The 21,464-nt window shown below is 40.3% G+C and carries 22 protein-coding genes and 1 riboswitch; of the genes, 15 read left to right on the top strand and 7 right to left on the bottom strand.

Translation table 11 applies throughout. The features are described 5' to 3' along the window. Positions 1–105: 105 nt before the first annotated feature. From hslO to AC52J8_RS16350, 3 genes are all read right to left on the bottom strand, one after another. Positions 106–981 carry an Hsp33 family molecular chaperone HslO gene (gene hslO, locus AC52J8_RS16360; RefSeq protein WP_086400317.1) on the bottom strand — a complete coding sequence of 292 codons (876 nt, stop codon included), beginning with the start codon at positions 979–981 and terminating at the stop codon, positions 106–108. A 163-nt stretch (positions 982–1,144) separates the two neighbouring features. Continuing rightward, positions 1,145–2,989 carry a monovalent cation:proton antiporter-2 (CPA2) family protein gene (locus tag AC52J8_RS16355; RefSeq protein WP_086400316.1) on the bottom strand — a complete coding sequence of 615 codons (1,845 nt, stop codon included), beginning with the start codon at positions 2,987–2,989 and terminating at the stop codon, positions 1,145–1,147. 76 nt (positions 2,990–3,065) lie between these two features. Next, positions 3,066–5,294 (bottom strand): primosomal protein N', encoded by a 2,229-nt coding sequence (locus tag AC52J8_RS16350; RefSeq protein WP_086400315.1) that lies wholly within the window; start codon positions 5,292–5,294, stop codon positions 3,066–3,068. Between the two features lie 148 nt (positions 5,295–5,442). Between AC52J8_RS16350 and gspF the strand changes: the two genes are divergently transcribed. From gspF to AC52J8_RS16330, 4 genes are all read left to right on the top strand, one after another. Beyond that, positions 5,443–6,648, top strand: a complete 1,206-nt coding sequence (gene gspF / locus AC52J8_RS16345) for a type II secretion system inner membrane protein GspF (protein WP_005065941.1) — start codon at positions 5,443–5,445, stop codon at positions 6,646–6,648. 23 nt (positions 6,649–6,671) lie between these two features. After that, positions 6,672–7,187 carry a type II secretion system major pseudopilin GspG gene (gspG, locus tag AC52J8_RS16340; RefSeq protein WP_017402575.1) on the top strand — a complete coding sequence of 172 codons (516 nt, stop codon included), beginning with the start codon at positions 6,672–6,674 and terminating at the stop codon, positions 7,185–7,187. Between the two features lie 267 nt (positions 7,188–7,454). Beyond that, positions 7,455–7,799: a hypothetical protein gene (locus AC52J8_RS16335; RefSeq protein WP_086354669.1), complete on the top strand. Its 345-nt coding sequence runs from the start codon at positions 7,455–7,457 to the stop codon at positions 7,797–7,799. A 145-nt stretch (positions 7,800–7,944) separates the two neighbouring features. Beyond that, positions 7,945–8,283 carry a tRNA-binding protein gene (locus AC52J8_RS16330; protein WP_086611610.1) on the top strand — a complete coding sequence of 113 codons (339 nt, stop codon included), beginning with the start codon at positions 7,945–7,947 and terminating at the stop codon, positions 8,281–8,283. 1 nt (position 8,284) lies between these two features. On the opposite strand, the gene lnt is transcribed toward AC52J8_RS16330, so the two are convergent. After that, on the bottom strand, positions 8,285–9,844 hold the full coding sequence (gene lnt, locus AC52J8_RS16325; protein WP_086611609.1) for an apolipoprotein N-acyltransferase: 1,560 nt from the start codon (positions 9,842–9,844) through the stop codon (positions 8,285–8,287). Beyond that, on the bottom strand, positions 9,841–10,680 hold the full coding sequence (locus AC52J8_RS16320; RefSeq protein ID WP_002114976.1) for a CorC family transporter: 840 nt from the start codon (positions 10,678–10,680) through the stop codon (positions 9,841–9,843). The genes lnt and AC52J8_RS16320 overlap by 4 nt, the downstream gene beginning before the upstream one ends. 184 nt (positions 10,681–10,864) lie before the next feature. Here AC52J8_RS16320 and tusA point away from each other — a divergent pair, with 184 nt between their 5' ends. Together tusA and AC52J8_RS16310 are read left to right on the top strand one after the other, a co-directional pair. Further along, positions 10,865–11,122 (top strand): sulfurtransferase TusA, encoded by a 258-nt coding sequence (gene tusA / locus AC52J8_RS16315; protein ID WP_002053527.1) that lies wholly within the window; start codon positions 10,865–10,867, stop codon positions 11,120–11,122. Between the two features lie 132 nt (positions 11,123–11,254). Further along, on the top strand, positions 11,255–11,635 hold the full coding sequence (locus tag AC52J8_RS16310) for a hypothetical protein (protein ID WP_068612563.1): 381 nt from the start codon (positions 11,255–11,257) through the stop codon (positions 11,633–11,635). Positions 11,636–11,721: 86 nt separating this feature from the next. On the opposite strand, the gene AC52J8_RS16305 is transcribed toward AC52J8_RS16310, so the two are convergent. After that, the gene (locus tag AC52J8_RS16305) at positions 11,722–13,434 is read right to left on the bottom strand and encodes an electron transfer flavoprotein-ubiquinone oxidoreductase (RefSeq protein ID WP_086611608.1); all 1,713 of its coding nucleotides are present in this window, start codon (positions 13,432–13,434) and stop codon (positions 11,722–11,724) included. 187 nt (positions 13,435–13,621) lie between these two features. Here AC52J8_RS16305 and AC52J8_RS16300 point away from each other — a divergent pair, with 187 nt between their 5' ends. From AC52J8_RS16300 to AC52J8_RS16280, 5 genes are all read left to right on the top strand, one after another. Continuing rightward, positions 13,622–14,233: a DUF1285 domain-containing protein gene (locus AC52J8_RS16300; RefSeq protein WP_002114653.1), complete on the top strand. Its 612-nt coding sequence runs from the start codon at positions 13,622–13,624 to the stop codon at positions 14,231–14,233. 46 nt (positions 14,234–14,279) lie between these two features. Next, entirely contained in the window at positions 14,280–15,146 is an 867-nt protein-coding gene (murI, locus tag AC52J8_RS16295; protein ID WP_005804179.1) for a glutamate racemase, read from the top strand. A 116-nt stretch (positions 15,147–15,262) separates the two neighbouring features. After that, complete coding sequence (locus AC52J8_RS16290) at positions 15,263–16,267, top strand: DUF4062 domain-containing protein (protein WP_086400312.1); 1,005 nt, start codon at positions 15,263–15,265, stop codon at positions 16,265–16,267. A gap of 73 nt (positions 16,268–16,340) precedes the next feature. Continuing rightward, positions 16,341–17,357, top strand: coding sequence for a ferrochelatase (gene hemH / locus AC52J8_RS16285; RefSeq protein ID WP_086400311.1), 1,017 nt, complete (start codon positions 16,341–16,343; stop codon positions 17,355–17,357). A 23-nt stretch (positions 17,358–17,380) separates the two neighbouring features. Further along, positions 17,381–18,025, top strand: coding sequence for an MBL fold metallo-hydrolase (locus tag AC52J8_RS16280; protein ID WP_017385667.1), 645 nt, complete (start codon positions 17,381–17,383; stop codon positions 18,023–18,025). Here the strand turns inward: AC52J8_RS16280 and AC52J8_RS16275 are convergent. Then, entirely contained in the window at positions 18,022–18,216 is a 195-nt protein-coding gene (locus AC52J8_RS16275) for a DNA gyrase inhibitor YacG (protein ID WP_002114956.1), read from the bottom strand. The genes AC52J8_RS16280 and AC52J8_RS16275 overlap by 4 nt on opposite strands. An 87-nt stretch (positions 18,217–18,303) precedes the next feature. Between AC52J8_RS16275 and AC52J8_RS16270 the strand changes: the two genes are divergently transcribed. From AC52J8_RS16270 to crcB, 4 genes are all read left to right on the top strand, one after another. Next, positions 18,304–18,942 (top strand): class I SAM-dependent methyltransferase, encoded by a 639-nt coding sequence (locus AC52J8_RS16270; RefSeq protein ID WP_078224410.1) that lies wholly within the window; start codon positions 18,304–18,306, stop codon positions 18,940–18,942. Next, positions 18,932–20,137: a TIGR03862 family flavoprotein gene (locus AC52J8_RS16265; protein ID WP_496538852.1), complete on the top strand. Its 1,206-nt coding sequence runs from the start codon at positions 18,932–18,934 to the stop codon at positions 20,135–20,137. The genes AC52J8_RS16270 and AC52J8_RS16265 overlap by 11 nt, the downstream gene beginning before the upstream one ends. Before the next feature lie 78 nt (positions 20,138–20,215). Next, complete coding sequence (locus tag AC52J8_RS16260) at positions 20,216–20,626, top strand: GFA family protein (RefSeq protein ID WP_086400309.1); 411 nt, start codon at positions 20,216–20,218, stop codon at positions 20,624–20,626. A 45-nt stretch (positions 20,627–20,671) separates the two neighbouring features. Next, a riboswitch (Fluoride riboswitch) is annotated at positions 20,672–20,738 on the top strand. A gap of 126 nt (positions 20,739–20,864) precedes the next feature. Further along, positions 20,865–21,245: a fluoride efflux transporter CrcB gene (gene crcB / locus AC52J8_RS16255; RefSeq protein WP_032056270.1), complete on the top strand. Its 381-nt coding sequence runs from the start codon at positions 20,865–20,867 to the stop codon at positions 21,243–21,245. Positions 21,246–21,464: the final 219 nt, after the last annotated feature.

The raw sequence follows: 21,464 nt of genomic DNA, 5'->3' as shown, positions 1-21,464 counted from the left end.
GTAGCCTTATATTATCCTATTTGAATTAACATGTTGAAAATTATCATCAAAAAATACAGGTAAATAAAAAAGGCGGTATAACCGCCTTTTTATAAAGTTAAAAGATTAACTTAAATGTTCACCAAATAACGCTAAAGCCTCTTCAGCGGTAAAGGTATATTGCGTATTACAGAACTGACAGTCCATACGAATCGGGTTCTGATGTTCTAGGGTTTCATGAACAGCGTCTACACCAATTTGAATCAGGGCATTTGCACAGCGTTCTTTTGAACATGTACAGCCAAATTTTAATGCTTCAATTTCTGGTAACCGAACTTCTTCTTCGTTATATAAACGATACAAGATTTCATTTGCATCTAAATTGGTAAGCTCTTCAGCTTTTAATGTTTCGGTCAACATTGTCAAACGTGGCCATAAATCTTCATCGACCAAGTTTTGCTCTGCTTCATCATGACGTGGTAAGAGTTGAATCAGTAAACCGCCAGAACGCTTATCTGTACTTGCCAACACAATACGAGTTGGAATTTGTGCAGATAAATCGTAATACTGCATCAAGCAGCCTGCTAAATTTACTTGATCAAGCGGCACGATCCCTTGATAACGTTCGCCAAATTCCGGTTCAATATTAATAAATAAAACAGGATTAACTAGGGCACCAAGAACTGTGCTGCTGTCTGTTGCTTCAACAAAGCGAGGATCAGTTTCATAGTCCGCTAAAGCACGAACCTCTCCTAAATGGTTACATTCAGCCATCGCCCATTTGAAGGTGCCGCTAGCCTGGATTTGCAAGCTGATACGGCCTTTGATTTTTAGTGTACTTGCAAGTAATGCAGTCGCACTCAACATTTCACCTAGCAGAATTTTAACCGCAGGCATATAGTCACGTTGAGCTAAGATAGTTTGTAGGGCTTCTTCTAGATGAACTACTTCTCCACGTACTGGAAAGTTCTCTATATAAAAGCGTTGGCGTAAATCAGACATAATATTCTCCAGGGCCCTAAGCAGAGTATAACTATTTCGTTTTAATCAAGCTCAGGAAATGCAGCTAAGCCGCAAGCCGGACAGGGGCAGCTTTGTGCCCATTGTCCAATTATTTAGGCAATGTGAATAAGTCCTTAATATAGCCATTTTCTGAAATCTCAAGTTATTCTAGATGATCTCTTGTAATGTCGATGCGATTTGGTTGTAAATGACGCTTTAAATTAACATCATGTTTTGATGTAGCCTGTTGCTGTGCATCACTTTCAAACAAATGTTCAAGCTCGGCTAAGGCATTACGATGTGTTTCAAAGATCTTCTGTTCATCAGTATAAATACTTTGCTGCTGTATGAGCAATTTCTCATCATAATCCCGAAAGATTTCGATATTGTTATAGGCTTGTTCATCAGAGATCCCAAGTTCTCGCAAAGCGCGATAAGCCATTCCTAATGAAGATAAATACGTTTCACGCCAAATGTATTCAACACCTAAATCTCTTAAAAGATGGACATGGTGACGGTCACGGGCACGAGCCAACAGCTTTAAGTGTGGATAGTTCAATCTTAAATGACGTGCGACATTCATAGAATCTTCAACATCATCAATCGCTAAAATAAATATTTTAGCTTTTTCAATACCGGCAGAACGCAGTAAATCGGGCTGGGTTACATCGCCATAATAGAGTTTACCGCCGTAGCGACGAACAAAGTCTACTTGATGAAGATTGTTGTCGATTGCAGTAAAGCCTAAATGTTGTAGGCGGGCAATACGCGCGATAATTTGTCCAAATCGGCCAAAACCAGCAATGATAATCGGATTATCCTGCTGTGGAATTTCATCATATTCAGGTGGACGTTCTTTATTAAACAAAGGAATAATCTGAGTTGCCATAATCCAGTAAATTACTGGTGTAAGTACCATCGACAACGTTACGATCAGGGTCACTGGTTCTAATATGGCTTGAGTTAAAACCTTCTCACTTTTTGCAAGGCTCAAAATTACAAAAGCAAATTCTCCGCCTTGTGCCAAGCAAGTACCTAAAAGCAAGCTGTTATTCCAACTGTATTTTTTATAGCGGGCAATAGCGGTCAATATCAGCGTTTTGATGAGTAATAAACCGACTGCACCACCAATAATAAGCAAAGGCATTTCAATGAGCAGTGACAGCTGTGTGGTCATGCCGACAGTCATAAAAAATAAGCCAAGCAATAAACCTTTAAACGGTGCAATACTCGCTTCAACTTCGTGGCGAAATTCTGAATCTGCTAATAATACACCTGTAAGGAATGCACCTAATGTAGTGCTAATTCCTAAAGTATCCATAAGTAAGACAACAGCAAGAATAATAAATAATCCTACTGCTGTAATAAGTTCAGTCGCTCCACTTTTGGCAACAAAGCGGAAGAATGGACGCATCACATAGCGACTAAACAGAAATAGACCAGTAAAGGTTGCAATGATAGCCGCAAAATAAGCCACCCCATGATGGGTTGATTCTGTTCCTGCCAATAATGGAATGATGGCAAGTAAGGGAATAGCCGCTATATCTTGGAAAAGTAAAATGGAAAAAGACTGCTGGCCATAAGTCGTATTGAGTTGCTGCTTTTCGGTCAGAAGTTGTAATACAAAAGCGGTAGAAGACAGCGCAAGGGCAAAACCAATGACAAAGCTGACAGAGAGCTGCTGTTGAAAGAGTAATAGTACGATCAGCATAAGAATAGCCCCACTAATGAGGACTTGCAGACTTCCCATTACAAAAATAGAGTCACGCATTTCCCATAAACGTTGGGGGCGTAACTCTAAACCAATCAGGAACATTAATAAGATAACGCCGAATTCGGCTAGTTCCATAATTGCTTCAGGGTCATGTGCAATATTTAAAACACTAGGACCCAGAAGTATTCCTGTAAATAAATAACCTAAAACTGTTGCTATCCCTAGGCGTTTGCCAAGAGGGACTAAAATCAGAGAAGCTCCAAGAAAAATTGTTGCTTGCAGTAAGAATGACATTCATTGCCTCGAATGTATTAGTCTTTTTTAAGTGTAAAGCCAAAAAGGTTTCTTCACACCATGATATTCAAATCATCTAATTAAATTCTTGCGGATCAACATCAATTGATAATCTGAGTTGATGCTGCCGTGGAGCATGAACCAATTGTGACCACCATTGTCTTAAGTAAAAATGTAGGCGAGCACGTTCAGTAGATAAAATTACCATGTGGGCGCGGTAGCGCCCAGCTTTACGTTCCATCGGTGCTGGAATCGGACCCCAAATATCAACAATTTCACCTGCAATTTGGCGTAATTGTTCCGCCGCTTCATTTAAAAAATGTAAGGTATAGTCACGATCTTTAGATTCTGCACGTATCAGTACTGCATAACGATAAGGTGGCAGCAATGCGACTTTACGTTCCGCAAGAGTCTGTTTAGCAACTGCCCGATAATCTTTTTCGATGAGTGTGGTGAGTAATGGATGATCTGGTCTTAAGGTCTGTAAATAAACATGGCCTTTATGTTCACCACGACCTGCACGACCCGCGACTTGTACAATTAACTGTGCAGTACGTTCTGGCGCACGAATGTCGACACTCAGTAACCCAGCATCAATATCTAAAATAGCAACCAAAGTCACGTGTGGGAAATGGTGACCTTTTGCCAACATTTGAGTGCCAAGCAAAATTGTTGGTTTGTTTTGATGAATACGATCATAGATTTTTTGCCAGCTACCGACACGACTGGTGCTGTCACGGTCAACCCGAATTACATCATAGTCTGGAAATAGTTCTTGTAAGTGCTCTTCAACCTTAGCTGTTCCAGCACCTAAGGTTTTCAGGCTTTTTTGCTGGCATTCAGGGCAGTGATCGGGCAAGCGATGAACAGTGCCGCAGTGGTGGCAGTGTAAATAAGAATAAGGCTGAGTATGCAAAGTAAAATGGGCATCACAATGTGGACAATTTGCTTGCCATCCACAACTTTCACAGACTAGTACAGGTGCATAGCCACGACGGTTTAAAAAGATTAAAACCTGTTCTTTTCTAGCTAGGGTATTTTTAATCTGTTCGATTAATGGTTGGCTAATTCCATGCTGTTTTTTGACAATTTTAAGGTCAATCAAATGCATTTTAGGTAAAAGCGCATGGCCTGCACGTTGATTAAGTTGCAGTGAAGTTAATTTACCAGTTTCGACCAAATAATAACTATCGATGCTCGGTGTTGCTGAACCTAAAATAACAGGACAGTTTTGTAAGTGGCCTCGGTACAGTGCGACATCACGTGCATGGTAGCGGAAGCCTTCTTGTTGCTTATAAGACAGGTCATGCTCTTCATCTAAAATGATTAAGCCCAAACGTGGCAGTGGCGTATAGATGGCAGAGCGTGTTCCTAAAATAATAGATGCTTTGCCAGTCTGGGCCTGTTGCCATGCCTGCAAGCGTTTGGAGTCATTTAGGCCCGAGTGTAATAGAGCAATATCACAGTTAAAACGAGACTTAAAACGAGAAATCGTTTGAGGGGTTAGACCAATTTCTGGGACTAACACCAGTACTTGCTTACCTTGCTTTAGCACTTCGTGCATGATGTGCAGATAAACTTCAGTTTTACCACTTCCTGTTAAACCATCTAATAAAAAGGCTTGGTATTGATGCTGTGCGTTTACGACGTGCTGGGTTGCTTTCTTTTGATCTTCATTGAGTGTAAGCGGCATTTGTGCCAATTCAACAGGCGATGGGCTAAAATCGTGTGGTTCAAGCGTACAGTCAACCAGTCCTTTCTTTTGAAGTGCTTTAAGCGTAGCCGTTTCTACACCACTTAAATTAAGAATATTCTCTGTAGTTCCGGCAGGGTGTAATTTTAAAATTTGATACGCGTCTTGTTGCTTAACAGAGCGTTTAAGAAGTGCTTCAACATTATCACATGGTGTGATTTTCCAAAGATGGAACAAAACATCCATCGGTTTGCCCTGACGCAATAACGCGGGTAGGGCAGTTTGCATGACCTCACCAATTGGAAATTGGTAATACTGAGCTGACCATGTCAATAAACTTAAAACTTGTTCATCTAAAATAGGTTGTTCGTCTAAAAGGTCAGAAATGGCTTTAAGCTGAAAGGTGCCTGTAAATGATTCACTTGGATCAACTTTTTCAGTAATGATGCCAATCAGGTTTTGGCGCCCAAATGAAATAGCGACGCGTGAGCCTACATGAGCCCGTTCATATTGTGCTTGGGTGAGTGTATAGTCAAAAGTGTCGTACAGATGTACAGGTACGGCTACACGCACACGATAAACAACTGAATCAGGCTTTGGCGTTATGGTCATAGAGGCTCATTTCGTCAATTTTAAAAAACGGCATAGCGTCGTGAAGAGGACTTGGGTATTCTACACAGGCTATAGAACGAATATGAATGATTGCGTAGCATAGATGCAACAGCAGCGACTATTATTTTTGGAAAATTAGAACATTACCATGCCTGCATATCAATTTACTGCCATTGATGCTTCAGGGAAGCAGCAAAAAGGGGTGCTTGAGGGAGACTCAGCGCGCCAGATTCGCCAACAATTACGCGATAAAGCATGGACTCCCATTAGTGTCGATCCTGTTGAACAAAAAGATAAACATCAGAGTCAGGGGTTATTCCAAAAAAAGTTCAGTGCTTACGATTTGGCGCTCATGACCAGACAACTTTCGGTCTTGGTTGCTGCTGCTATTCCACTTGAAGAAGCTTTGCGCGCCGTGAGTAGGCAAAGTGAAAAAACACATGTGCAAAATCTTTTATTATCTGTGCGTTCTCGAGTCTTAGAAGGCCATTCGCTCGCACAAGGTATGCAGCAGTCTGGACGTTTCCCTGACCTTTATATTGCAACGGTGGCTGCTGGCGAGCGCTCGGGACATTTAGATCTCATTTTAGATCAGCTTTCGGATTACACTGAAAACCGCTTTGCCATGCAAAAGAAAGTTCAGGGCGCCATGATTTATCCCATCATTTTAATGCTGATGTCTTTTGGTATTGTGATGGGTTTAATGACTTATGTTGTGCCAGAGATTGTAAAAACTTTTGATCAAAATAAAGATGCTTTACCGTGGATTACAGTCGCTTTAATGAAAGCCAGCGATTTTATTCGACATGCGTGGGTGTTTATTATTCTTTTTGCAGTGGTAGGTGTTATCGCATTCGTTCGGTTTTTAAAAACCACTGCTGGACATTATGCTTTTGATCGATTAACACTCAAATTGCCATTATTCGGTAAACTATCACGTGGTATTAATGCTGCACGCTTTGCTAGTACTTTATCTATTTTGACCCGTTCAGGTGTGCCTTTGGTGGATGCCTTAAAAATTGGTGCTGCTGTGACCAACAACTGGGTCATCCGCGATTCAATTGCTCATGCGGCTGAGCGAGTGACAGAGGGGGGTAACTTAGGTACGCAACTGGAGCGCAGTGGTTATTTCCCACCAATGATGGTACAAATGATTCGAAGTGGAGAGGCATCAGGCGAGCTTGACAGAATGTTAGAACGAGCATCGACCATGCAAGACCGTGAGGTGACGACATTTATTTCAACCTTACTGGCATTACTTGAACCGCTTATGCTGGTTTTAATGGCAAGCATTGTACTGGTTATTGTAATCGCGGTTATGCTGCCAATCGTAAATATGAACAATATGATTTAATAACTTTGATATTAGAGATAATGATGAAGATGGTCATGAAACAAAAAGAGCACGTTAAGGATGCTCAAAAAAACTCAAGCGTAGCTTTCGGACTTGCGGCACGTTCGAGCGGTGCTCGAATGAAGCGTGCCTCAGGCTTTACCCTCATTGAAGTCATGGTCGTGATTGTAATTTTAGGTGTGTTAGCAGCTTTAATCGTACCAAATGTCATGGGGCGTAGTGAAAAAGCTAAAATTGATACGACTCAAATTGCATTAAAGGGGGTAGCGGGTGCTTTAGATCAGTACAAGCTTGATAATGGCCATTTCCCAACCATGCAAGAAGGTGGGTTAGATGCTTTGGTTAACCAGCCTGCTACAGCGAAAAACTGGATGCCAGGTGGTTATGTAAAAGGTGGTTATCCTAAAGACAGCTGGAAAAATGATATTCAATATGTCATTCCTGGGGCAGACGGGCGAGCTTTTGATTTGTACTCATTTGGAGCAGATGGCAAAGAAGGTGGTGAAGGTAATGATGCAGATATTTATTACCAACCTTAATTAAAATGTAATGGAGATTATCAATTCAGTTAAACAGTTAAAATGATAAATACGAATTGATAATCTCTCTCAATCAGAAAAATATAATAACTAACTGAAAAATATAAATTAAAGTTAATATAAATATTTGAGATTTATAATAAGAATTATTCCCATATTTAATAGTTACAAGAAAGTTAAAATGTAGAGAAAAATAAGCTATATATTTAAATGAAAGCTTTGCATAATAACTAAAAAGCACTTTATTCAATTAAAAGGAGAGATTAAATGAAAGCATTTCTCATATTAGATGAACTGACTCAGTTTCATTGGGTAATGCTCAAGTCTGTCCTATTGATTTTGGGTTTATTGCCGATTGCTGAAGTGTCATTAAAGTTATGGCTGAGTACAGAGGGAAGTAGCCAAATCATGATTGGTTTCTTCGCGTTAAGTATTGCGAGCGCATGGTTAATGGTGAGCTTCTTTACAGCATTAAAAGCGAGCGTCTGGCAAGCTAAACAAATATCTACTCAATATGAGCAATTCCTTTTTAAAGCTTATCGTTATGTACCTATGGTCTTTTTATCAAGTTTAGTTGCATATTTATCTCTGCAACTATCGATCACTTTTTAATAATATTTTAAAAAAAAATTTTTAGATAAAACGTAGACTCAACATCTACGTTTTATTTTTTAACTGGACTTAAAAACAGGATGTTTCTTCATTTGTACATATTATATGCTTCAAATCAGCAATTTAAGAAAATGAGAAATATGAAATGGAACAAATCGATTGGAATGATTTTTTTAAAGTAGAGCTGCGTGTTGGTAAAATTATTCAAGCTGAGGTTTTTGAAAAGGCGCGTAAACCTGCTTATATTTTACATATAGATTTTGGTGAGGAATTGGGTGTACGTAAATCAAGTGCGCAGATTACTAAGCTTTATCAGCCACAAGATTTGTTGGGTAAATTAGTCGTTGCTGTAGTGAATTTCCCTAAAAAACAAATAGGGCCTATTCAGTCAGAATGTTTGGTGACAGGATTTCATAATGCAGATGGCGATGTCGCACTTTGTATCCCAGAGTTTGAAGTGCCTCTGGGTACAAAGTTATTGTAGATTAGCGACGAGATTTAAAAGAAACGTCAACTTTACGTGGACGATAAACCCAACCTAAAATCAGCAGTAAGACCGCGAATCCTAAAATTGGATAATCACCTAAACGGTTATAAAGAGTTTGGCCTTGCATGGCTGGTAAATCACCTCTCAAGACAAACTCTTTATCGATTGGTGCTTGTTCAGTGATATGACCATTTTGATCAATAAACGCTGTTACACCTGTGTTGGTTGCACGAATAAACCAGCGGCCATTTTCTTTCGCGCGCATCTGCACCATTTGTAAATGTTGCCAAGGCCCAGCAGTGCCCGTAAACCAAGCATCATTCGATACAGTCACCAAAAAGTCGCTGTCTTCTGCATTACGCCTTGTCAGGTTCGGGTAAGCCACTTCATAACAAATTGCAGCAGCAAGTGCATGCCCTTTAATTAAGAGGGGTTTCTGGTCACTCTCACCACGTGTAAAACCGCTCATGCTAATATCATTTTGCATGGCTGGTAACACCCAAGAGAGTAAACCTGAAAGAGGGATGTATTCACCAAATGGAACAAGACGCTGCTTTTTATAGAGTCCACTTGAATCACTGCCAGAAGCCATAATACTGTTGTAATACAGCGGGCTACCAACTTGATGTGATTTTGCAACATCCCAGTAGGGAATTCCGGTTACCCATGCAGTATGGTTCTTTTTAGCTTGTGCATCCATTGCATCCAAAAACGGTTCAATATCGGTTTGGAAAAGCGGAATTGAAGACTCAGGCCATACAATCAGATCACGGCCCCATTCAGATTGTGTCAAACCAGCATAAATTTCTAATGTTCTAACTTGATATTCGGTTAGCCATTTTAAATCTTGTGGAATGTTACCTTGAATGAGCGAAACGCTAAGTGGTTTAGCAGCTTTAGGTTTTACAAACTGAATATACGATGCTCCCCAAGCACCCAAAACCAATAGGGCAGAAGGGATAACCCAAAAAATACGTTTACGCAGAACTTCAACTAAAGCACATGCTAATACAATGACGACGAAGGAAATTGCATAAATACCAAATAGCGGTGCATAACCATCGAGTAAGCGTTCAGTAAAAGCGTAACCTACAAATAACCATGGGAAACCTGTAAATACCCAAGTTTTTGCCCATTCGAAAACAATCCAAAGTGGGGCAAAAGTAAGTGGCGTTTCAGGGAAGAATCGTCGGTAAACCCATGTCTGAAATGCCGTAAATAAACCCATCACAAAGGCCATAACAGCAATCATACACACGCTTAGAAATGCATTGGTATCGCCATATACATGGATGGAAGTATAGAGCCAGAAAGCGCCTACAAACCATAAGCCGAAGCCATAGCTCCAACCAATAGCAAAGGCTTGTTTAGCTGAGCGCTTATGTAATGTTGCATAGAGTAGGGCTGGAGATAAAATTGCCAACCACCACCAATAATAAGGTGCCAGTGAAAAACTGAACACGGCACCTGAAAATAAAGCAATGAGTAAAGGAAAAATTAAAGGAAGCTGTTTTTGTTGTTGCGAAGAATCTAACAGCTTTTCAAAGTATGCTCTCATTGACGTACAGCTCGAATCAGATGAATAGTGCGGGCATCTGCTTCAACAATTGTAAATAACCAATTTCCAAGCTCAACAGTTTGACCTTGTAAATCACTTACTAGACCAATCTCTTGAAGCAATAAACCGCCGACAGTTTCTACTTCATCGTCAGAAAAATCAGCATCTAAAACAGTATTGAAATGTTCGATTGGTGTAAGTGCTTGCACCATCCATGCATTTGCTACCGTATGGTCATTGTCAGGAACAATGTACTGAGCATCTTCATCGACCGTGTCGTGCTCATCTTCAATTTCGCCAACGATCTCTTCAAGAATATCTTCAAGCGTAACAAGACCGGCTGTTGAGCCATATTCATCAATCACAATCGCAATGTGAGTCTGAGTATGTTTTAACATGCGCAGTACCTGATCGGAACGTGCACTTTCAGGAACAAATAACGGTTGGCGCATAAGAACTCGAATATCGACTTTGGTATTCGGTTCAGTTAGAAACGGCAACAAATCTTTTGCGAGCAAAATCCCGACAACATTGTCTGGCTGATCGGCAGAGAAGACTGGAAAGCGTGAGTGAGCAGACTCAACCAGTACATCAAGAATATCAAGTAATTGATCATCTTCTTGTAAACTGATCATTGCTGTTCGTGGCGTCATGACTTCACGAATTTTTGTAGCTGGAAGGTCAAGAACGCCTTCAAGCATAGCAACAGTATCTGGTTCTAAAAAGCGGCGTGAATTTTGGACTAATTTTAATAATTCATCACGGGTTTCTGGCGCTGTACCTAACCATTTTCGTAAGCCTCGCATTCCCCACGACGGACTTGGTTCCTCTTGCATGATCTTTCCTAAAGACTCAATGTATCAAATGAATACACAGATCATACCGAAGAAAAGATGCTTATGCATCTATAAAACAAGCTAAAAGACAAAACGTATATTGTTATGTAAAAGCCAGTTACAGTTAACAGCTCAGTAATCTGTTTATGCTAAAATGTGAAAATTCTATTTGTTCGAGTTTGTTATGTCAGAGCAACCCATTTCACCTACTGTACAACTCAATACGCGTGGTTTACGTTGTCCGGAACCTGTCATGATGTTGCATCAAGCCATCCGCAAATCTAAGTCTGGGGATGTGGTTGAAGTCTTCGCAACGGATAATTCGACCTCGTGGGATATCCCTAAGTTTTGTATGCATTTAGGCCATGAGTTGTTGTTGCAAGAAGAACGCTTAGATGAAAATGGTCATAAAGAATTTCATTATTTAGTGAAGAAAGGTTAATAGGATAATAAGGCTTCTAATAAAGACGATTAGAAGCCATGAATAATTTAACTTTAATTTGAAATGATAATTTTTTACAAATAAGAATCGTTATATAATTTATAAAATTAAGTATATAAATGACGTATAAAAATGAATGATTATTTTGTGAAAAGAAGCTTATTAATCTGTCTTTGGTTTTTCACTATTGCTGGTTTATTACATTTAGGGATCTCTTGGTTATCTGAAACTGTTGCTATCATTATTATATCTATTGTTATTGTTTTAGGTTCAATTCTACTTGGTTATAGAAATACATATTTTGCTCCTGAACCAAAGATAAAGATGAGTTTGATCTTGCATACAAGGTTTATCGGGCTGATGTTAATTCTTGATTTATTATTTGGTAAATCGGTTTGGTACTACGATTTAGCGCGAAACTTTGGTTTTCTCGGCTTATTTTTATTAGGCACATTTATTTTCTATAAAAAGAATTTTAATTTAAACGTAGCAAAAATACCGCCTTTTCAATAAGTGGATACTAATAAAAAAGCCCCGAATAATCGGGGCTTTTTTATTACATATTAGGATATGAGCCGCGGCTAAAGCGGCGCAAGGAATTACATGTTAGGGTAATTCGGACCACCGCCGCCTTCAGGCGTTACCCACGTAATGTTTTGAGATGGGTCTTTAATATCACAGGTCTTACAGTGAACACAGTTCGCTGCGTTAATCTGGAAGCGTTTAGTACCATCATCATTTTCCATGATTTCGTAAACACCAGCAGGGCAATAGCGCTGTGCAGGCTCATCCCATTTCGGTAAGTTCACATTCACTGGGATTGAAGGATCAGTAAGCTTCAAGTGAGCTGGCTGGTTTTCTTCATGTACAGTGTTTGAGATAAATACTGAAGATAAACGGTCAAATGTAAGTTTGCCATCTGGTTTTGGATAGTTTGGCTTAAAGCTTGTTGCATCAACAGTTTTCAATGCAGCAAAGTCTTGCTTCAAGTCATGTAAAGTGAATGGCACTTTAAAGACATTCTGGTCGATAAAGTTAAATGCTCCACCCATCCATTGACCAAATTTATGCATCGCTGGGCCAAAGTTACGAGAGTTATAAAGCTCTTCTTTTAACCAGCTGTTGTTAAATTTGTCAGTGTATGAAGTCAATTCTTTAACGAATAAATCTTCGCCTTCAGTAACACGTGCAATCGCAAGATCACCGCCTTTTTCTACACCCGCAGCAATCGCTTCAAATACAGCTTCACCACATAACATGCCTGATTTCATGGCAGTGTGTGAGCCTTTGATTTTTGCAAAGTTTAAGAAACCTGCATCATCACCAATCAAGCAACCGCCCGGGAAAGTTAATTTAGGAAGAGAGTTGAAACCGCCTTTCACTACCGCACGTGCGCCGTAAGAAATACGTTTACCACCTTCTAAATACTGTTTAATCAGTGGGTGAGTTTTCCAGCGCTGCATTTCCATAAATGGATACATGTGTGGATTTTCATAAGACAAGTCCACAATCATGCCCAAAGTAACTTGGTTGTTTTCAGCGTGGTATAACCACCAGCCACCTGAAGAAGCTGTTTCTGCTAAAGGCCAACCTGCACCGTGCATGACTAAGCCCGGTTTATGTTTTGCTGGGTCAATTTCCCAAAGCTCTTTAATCCCGATACCGTAGTGCTGAGGATCAGCATCTTTATCAAGGTTGTATTTCGCAATTAGGCGTTTTCCTAAGTGACCACGGCAACCTTCAGCGAAGAGGGTGTATTTAGCGTGAAGCTCATAGCCTGGAGTAAAGTTATGCGTTGGTTCGCCATCTTTACCAATACCCATGTCGCCTGTTTGAATACCTTTTACAGTACCGTCTTCATGGTAAAGTACTTCAGATGCAGCAAAGCCAGGGAAGATAGAAACTTCTAGCTCTTCAGCTTTTTGCCCTAACCAGCGAACTACGTTACCTAAAGAGATCACATAGTTACCATCGTTATGCATGGTTTTAGGAACCATCCAGTGAGGTACTTCTTTAGAAGTGGTGTCTGAAAGTAAGAAGAAAGTTTTGTCTTCAGTTACAGGGACATTAAGAGGCGCGCCTTCTTCTTTCCAGTTTGGGAAAAGTTCATTGATGGCACGTGGCTCAAGCACAGCACCAGACAAGATATGCGCACCTACTTCAGAGCCTTTTTCAACTACACAAACAGAAAGATCGGGTAAGTTTTTTTCAATCGCTAATTGACGGATCTTAATCGCAGCAGATAGACCTGCAGGTCCTGCACCTACGATGACAACGTCAAACTCCATCGATTCACGTTCGATGTGTTCCATGTAGGACTCCTCAATACTTAAAGGTGGCAACCGTCATATTCAGATAATTCGGTGCTGCCGTGAGTGTTTTAATCCATAGGCGCAAATATGCTATTGTGCCTTTTATCGTTTGGGCTAGTATAGTTTTAAACCATGATCTAGCCAATTGGCTGAGTCGTAACATTTTTTCGTCAGCAAGGCATAAACTATGGTAAATCAAAATAATTCACCATCGGATATGGGAAAAATACCGTTATCTGATGATAAAAACTTAATGAACATTGCACAATACTTAAAAGGTGTACAGCAAAGTCACAAAAGGTCAATTCCACCTTTAGAGCAGTGGCATCCAAAGCATTGCGGCAAAATGGATTTGACGGTGAAATCCAATGGAGAATGGTGGCACGAAGGTCAATTAATCAAGCGCCAAGCTCTATTAGATCTGTTTACCAAAGTCCTATGGAAAGAAGAAGGCAAATTCTACCTGAAAACCCCTGTAGAACAAATTGAAATCGAAGTTGAAGATGAACCTTTATTAGTCAATCAGGCAGATCAGGTCGAAATTTCAGGTGAGCAATTTTTACAACTGACCACCACTAACCAAGATGTAATTTTGGTTGATGCAGAACATCCTATTTTTATGCGTGAATATGCAGGAGAGTTGCGTCCTTATGTGCATGTCCGTTTTGGGATTAATGCGCTGATTCAACGTCAGGCTTTCTATCATTTGGTGAACTATGGAACACTGATTGAAAACGATAAAGGTGAAACCATTTTAGAGCTAAAAAGTGGTAATTTGCTCTTGCAATTAGGCACTTGAGGTTTAAGCTTTAGGGAGTGAAATTTTCTGACACTTCAGTACAGCTATGACCGCCATACAACCTTTATTTTCCGAGTTAGAACCTATGCCTAAAGCATCAGCAGATGCCCCCATTGGTATTTTTGATTCGGGAATTGGAGGGATGTCAGTTGCAGCAGAAATTGCCAAATATTTACCAAATGAACGTATTGTGTATTATGCCGATACTGCCTACGTGCCTTATGGTCCTCGTTCTGATGAAGAAATTAGAGAACTCACGGCTCGAGCAGTCGATTGGCTATATCGTCAAGGCTGTAAAATTGCAGTCGTAGCCTGCAATACGGCTTCCGCATTTAGCCTTGATCATTTGCGTGAGCATTATGGTGAACACTTTCCAATTGTTGGATTGGTTCCAGCATTAAAACCTGCTGTATTACAGACTCGTTCTAAAGTGGTTGCTGTATTGGCGACGCCTGCTACTTTTCGTGGCCAACTCATTAAAGATGTTGTCGAGAAGTTTGCTGTTCCGGCGGGTGTTAAAGTGATGACCTTAACCAGCCTTGAACTTGTTCCTTGTGTAGAGGCAGGTCAGCAAATGGGTGAGGCATGTTTAAAGGCATTAAAAGAAGTTTTACAGCCCGCCGCTGAGCAAGGTGCCGACTATTTAGTGCTCGGTTGCACGCATTATCCTTTCTTAAATCAAGCAATTCATCATCTTTTTGATAACCAATTCACACTGGTTGATTCTGGATTGGCAGTTGCCCGACAAACAGCCCGTATTTTAATAAAAAATGAGTTATTATGTGACCAAATAGGTCAGAATGTTGCACGTATTGAATGTTATGTCAGCGGTAATAATGCTGAGGCACTGCAACCTGTTTTACAACATATGATTCCACAAGAGTTAACTTGGACACTTCATAATCTAAACTGATCTTTTAGCATCATTTAGAAAGTAGTGTTTTTTAGATTTATTATTTTATTTGGGGCGGTTCATGATCTTGGCTGATATTAAGTCACGGACAGATCATGGGGCGAAAGGGTATTGTTATGCTCGATACACGCTATCAGATTTTTATTTCAACATCCGGCCGCGATATGCAGCCAGAGCGGATGGTTCTGTCTCAAACCTTGGTAGGGATGGGCTTCTTTGCTTGGGGATTAGAACAACGAACACCCCTAACCACTACGCTTGCTCGTCGACAAATTGATGAATGTGATTATGTAATCCTACTTTTAGGCAGTCAGTATGGAGAGCAGTCGATTGCTGGTGTGAGTTATTTATCTTTAGAATATGAATATGCGTTAAGTCAGGCTAAACCCGTTATTGTGTTCATGCATGAGCAGCCCGAAAGTCGTGAAATACATTTACAAGAAACACATCCACAGCTTAAAGATAAATTTCTCGCATTTAGAAAAAAGTTATTACTTGATGTGAATCATATTTTTTACTTTAAAACTCCACGTGAACTAGAGTTGGCTGTTCGTTTAAATATGCCTTTAATAGTTGAACAGCATATGGGACAAGGTTGGGTTCCTGCTCATCAGGCTCATCACTTAGAAGATGAAATTAAGTTATTAAAAAATAAAATTTTACAGTTAGAACAGCAATTAACAGAGTCATCAGCTCAAGTAAATGAGGTTGCTCCTCAAGATGTTTTTGCATTTGAATATCAAATTCAAGCATTTCAGGATGGCAATTTTAAAGAGCTTAAACGACAACGACAAATGACTTGGTCCCAGCTGTTAAGTATATTAGCAAAGCAGTTTGAAACAGCGACACCAGAAGAGAATTTTGGGATATGTTTAAATGAATATTTAAATCAGGTTGGCCTAGAAGATGCTCGTCAGGAGTTACCTCGCGCTCATGCTGTTGCCTGCGCTCAGATTAACCATAAGGCATTGTTTAGGATCAAAAAGCAAATGCAGTCACAGGGCTGGATTGTTCCAACTCAGATTGAACAATCCTATAGCTTATGGAAAGTCACAGCTAAAGCTCAAAAGTTATTACTCAGCTATAAATGGAGCCATCGGGGTACTCGATTAAAAGCTTAGAGCGATTCAATTTATATATGACAATAAAAGCTGTTACATTAATGCCATAAGATGAACTGAAAGGCATTTACACATGTCGTTTGAACAAAAACCGAAAGTTACTGTCATTTTAGCGAATTTAGGTACACCGGATGAGGCCACTGTTCCTGCGGTTCGCCGTTTTCTAAAGCAGTTTTTATCTGATTCACGTGTAATTGAAATACCGAAATTCATTTGGTGGATTATTTTAAATCTGTTTGTTTTACCTTTTCGCCCAAAAAGGGTAGCACATGCCTATGCTTCGGTATGGTCAAAAGATTCGCCCATGCGTGAAATTGTGTTTGAGCAAACTCAACGTATTCAGGCTTATTTGCAGCGAGAAAATAATCAGTTTGATTTAACCGTGTTACCAGCAATGACTTATGGTAATCCGGGTATTGATGCAGTTTTAGAAAAACTGGCCGCTAACCCGCAAGAGCATGTCATTCTATTGCCTTTGTTTCCTCAATATTCAGCCACTTCTACAGCACCGCTATACGATGCATTTGCCAAGTGGATTCCAGCCCAGCGAAACTTGCCGGGTCTAACAATTATTAAAGATTATTATCAACATCCAATGTTTATTCAGGCATTAGCAGAAAGTGTTTTAGCCTACCAAGAGCAGCATGGGAAACCTGAAAAACTGTTGATGTCATTTCACGGTATTCCACAGCCGTATGCAGACAAAGGCGATCCGTATGCAGACCGTTGTCGCATTACTGCAAAGTTAGTCGCTGAAGCTTTGCATTTAAAAGATGATGAATGGGCAATTAGCTTCCAGTCACGTTTTGGGAAACAAGAGTGGGTTAAGCCTTATACAGACCAACTTTTACAAGATTGGGCGAAGCAAGGCGTTAAGTCAGTACAGGTATTAAGCCCAGCTTTTTCTGCTGATTGCTTGGAAACACTTGAAGAGTTAGCCATCCAAAACGCTGAGTTGTTTCAAGAGGCGGGTGGTGGTAGCTATGCTTATATTCCTGCTTTAAATAGCGATCAAGCTCATATTGATTTGCTTGCAGGGTTAGTTCAGGCTAATCTTGATGCCCTTACTTATACCTTAGCCCACCGTTAATTGCGTTTTAGCCAGAGGTTCTTATGCTGCAAGTCAAAATTGTTCCAGTTACTGCATTTGCCCAAAATTGTTCTCTTGTTTGGGACAGTGAAACCAAAGAAGCAGTTTTGATTGATGCGGGTGGTGACGCTTCAGTTTTGAAGAAAGAAGTTGAAGCCTTAGGTTTAAAAGTGAAAGCTCTTTGGCTCACTCACGGACATTTAGACCATGCTGGAGCGGTGGGTGAACTTGCCAAAGAATGGAGCGTTCCAGTTATTGGTCCCCATAAAGAAGATCAGTTCTGGCTAGATATGATTCAGGAAGTTTCAGCACGTTATGGCTTTCCAATTCCACAGCCTGTTAAAGTCGATCAATGGCTTGAAGGCGGTGAAGTACTAAAACTTGGTGAAGATGAGTTTGAGGTACGTTTTGCGCCGGGTCATACACCCGGACATGTTATTTTCTATAATAAAAATCATGGCTTGCTTTGGACTGGTGATGTCTTGTTTAAAGGCTCAATTGGCAGAACAGACTTCCCGCGTGGAAACCATGATCAGTTGATTGAATCGATTAAACGAGAGTGTTTTAGTTTGCCAGATGATACTCAGTTTATTTCTGGACATGGTCCAATGAGTACCATTGGCTATGAAAAACAATTTAACCCGTTTGTCGCGGGTAAAGCAGGTTAATCCTCGTAATCATCTTCATTTTGACTACCCTTGTTATGCTGAGGCGCATCTTGGGTAGGCAGTCTATACTCATCATTTGCCCACGCACCTAAATCAATTAATTTACAGCGTTCAGAGCAAAATGGACGAAATTCGTTACCTTCCCAAACACTTGGTTCACCACAACGTGGGCAGGGAAATGTACGTGGCATAAAGCGATATCCTCAAAGTGAAGAGAAATAGATTAGGCAAAAGTCAGGTGACTTGTTAGACTTATGCCGATTTTTATTTAGTTTGATGTGATTATGCAGATTCGTCAATTTCAAGCACAACGTATGCAAGCGCCTCGCGATTTTACCCCAATTGAAAATACCCCGATTTGTGTAGAAATTGGAGCGGGCAAGGGTAAACATGCTTTGCTTTTTAGCGGGCAACAGCCGCAGCACACATTGTATGCAATTGAACGAACCCGAGAAAAATTCTTGGCAATGCAAAAACAGCATGGTCTGGAACCAAGAGATAATTTAATCCCTGTGCATGCAGATGCTTTGCCGTGGGTGGTACATGCCCTACATCCTGCTCAAGTTGAACATTTCTTTATTCTCTATCCAAACCCAGAACCCCATAATCCAGCACAGCGCTGGTTGAATATGCCATTTTTTGAGTTCTTAATCTCTCGTCTGCAAACAGGTGGAACCATTACTTTGGCAAGTAATATTCCTGAATATATTGAAGAAGCTGAACAACAATTAATTAATGTCTGGAAGCTGCCTTACCAAAAAGAAAAAATTGCTCAAACATCTGCACGTACTCATTTTGAAATTAAGTATTTAGAACGTGGAGAACTTTGCCAACAGCTTGTGATCACTAAACCTGAAGGTTACAGCACACGTTTTGATGAGTTTGCCCCATTACAAGGTCAAGTGCATGGCGAATAAGCGGGTTGCCATTATTGGTGCGGGTCCGGCTGGTTTAATGGCAGCTGAGGTGTTGAGCCAATATGCTTATGAGATTGATGTATACGAGCAAAAGCCTTCAGCTGCACGTAAGTTTCTGATGGCAGGTAAAACGGGGTTAAACATCTCGCATGCTGAACCATTAGCGCAGTTTATTGAGCGCTATGACCATGCAGAATGGCTCAAACCGTGGGTTGAAAAGTGGGATGCAGTCTGGATTCAAAACTGGATGGAAAATCTGGGAATTGAATCTTATGTGGGTACTTCAGGTCGTATTTTTCCTGTCGAAATGAAAGCGGCACCTCTATTACGTGCTTGGCTAAAACGTTTGGCAGAACAGCAGGTTAAATTCTTTTATCGTCATCGTTGTATTAATTTGCAAGGCACAACGGTAACTTTAGAAAACCAAAATAATCAAAGCACTGAAAACTTTACCCAGCAATACGATGCAGTAGTATTGGCTTGTGGTGCTGTGTCTTGGTCACAATTAGGTAGTGATGGTGCTTGGCAGCAATGGGTTGATCAATCTGATATTGAGCCTTTCCAGCCAAGTAATGCAGGTGTACTTCACACTTGGACAGCCTTTATGGAAAGCTGTTTTGGTGAGCCTTTAAAACGTATCAATGCGTGGGTTGAACCCAGCCAAGTTACTCATGGTGATATTGTGATTACTCACTATGGTTTAGAAAGTGGTGTTATTTATAAACTTCGACGTGCCTTAAGAGAACAACAAAAACAAGGGCAAAGCTTAAATTTGTTTTTAGATTTATTGCCTGATGTAGAGTTCTCACAGTTAATTAAAAAATTGCAGGCTGGTAAAAAACAATCGCTCACTAATATCTGGCGTAAAGCAGGCTTAGACACGGCCAAAATTAACTTAATTCGAGAAGTTGTTGATAAAGCACTATGGAACCAACCAGAGGCTATGGCTCAGCGCATCAAAGCGCTTCAAATTAAGCTAGAGGGGTTTAGACCCATTGAAGAAGCGATTAGCTGTGCTGGTGGTGTTAAGCAGAATGCATTAACTGAAAGCTTAGAGCTTAAACAAACCTCAGGTGTATTCTGTTGTGGCGAAATGCTGGATTGGGACGCACCTACAGGTGGATATTTGCTTACAGCATGCTTTGCTACGGGACGAGCAGCTGGTGAAGGTGTGCATTCATTCTTAGAGAAATAACTGGATAATTTGGTGCTATGTTTGATATGTGAAAAGTGTTATTTTTGAGCGATCAATAATAATAGGAGTCGGAATAACATGTCTCAAGCATCACCAGTCTATCAGGGAAGTTGTTTATGTCAGGGGATTCGCTATGAAATTAAAGGCGATATCGGAGATATTGTTCAATGTCACTGTCAACGCTGCCGGAAAGCCAATGGAACAGCATTTGCAACGAATGCTCCTATTAAAAGTACAGATTTTAAAATTACTCAAGGTGAAGACCTCGTCAAAAAATTTGCTGTGAACGGTGTGTATCGCTGGTTTTGTAGCGAATGTGGTTCACCGCTTATTAGCTCGCGTGATGCCCAGCCTGAATTATATCGTTTAAGAATTGGGACACTTGATACAGCACTGGCCCAAAAACCAACGATGCATATTTTTGCTGCTTCAAAAGCAGAGTGGGAAAGCATTTGTGACAATTTACCGCAATACGATGAACGTCCATGATTTTAAAAAGTATGTTTAAATCAAATTCAAGATGATCTAATATACTTAAAACAGGGAGATGGCATTCCTCCCTTGAAAAACCGCCGTATTGGCTAATGATGCCTACGTTACCCTCATGTATTTATATCGCTGGGTACGTAGGTTGTTGCGTATTCTGGTTATTTTTTTGGAGTACGCCGTGTCATATTTTCCTTCATTATTTTTTGCTCTTTTAGCGTCTATCTAAAGGGGTGGTCCCATGTATTACTCTCTACTTTCAATTGCTTTAGGCTCAGTTCTAGGGGCATGGTTGCGTTGGTTTTTAGGTTTAAAACTCAATCCGATTTACCCGCAGATTCCACTCGGTACTGTCACTGTTAATTTGGTCGGTGGTTTTATTATTGGTTTTGCAATTGCCTATTTTGCTCAAAGTGATTTAAGTCCGAACTATAAGCTTTTTGTGATTACTGGTTTTTGTGGTGCTTTAACTACCTTTTCAACGTTCTCGATTGAGATCGTCACTTTATTACAAAGCGGTAAGTTGGGTATGGCGATGTTGGGGATTTCCATTCATTTAATTGGATCGTTAATTTTTACGTGTTTGGGGTTGGCGGCTTATCATTGGGTAGCGGGGCATTGAGTATTTGTTCTGGCTGAAATGTTTACTGCGGAGTCTTTTCAATAAAGTTTTATGTCTGGATTAGCCGTCGGCTCGACCTACTTTTGTTTCGGCAAAAGTAGGCAAAACCATTTTCATCAACAAAACCTGTTATCTGTTTACAATTATCAAATATGTCGCAGAAATATTATATTGCTGATTTGAGTTAGGCTGTTGATGACTTCCCGAGTATCCAATTTA

It is taken from the genome of Acinetobacter sp. S-1, from assembly GCF_059579785.1.
This window is presented reverse-complemented; position numbering and strand designations above follow the sequence as displayed.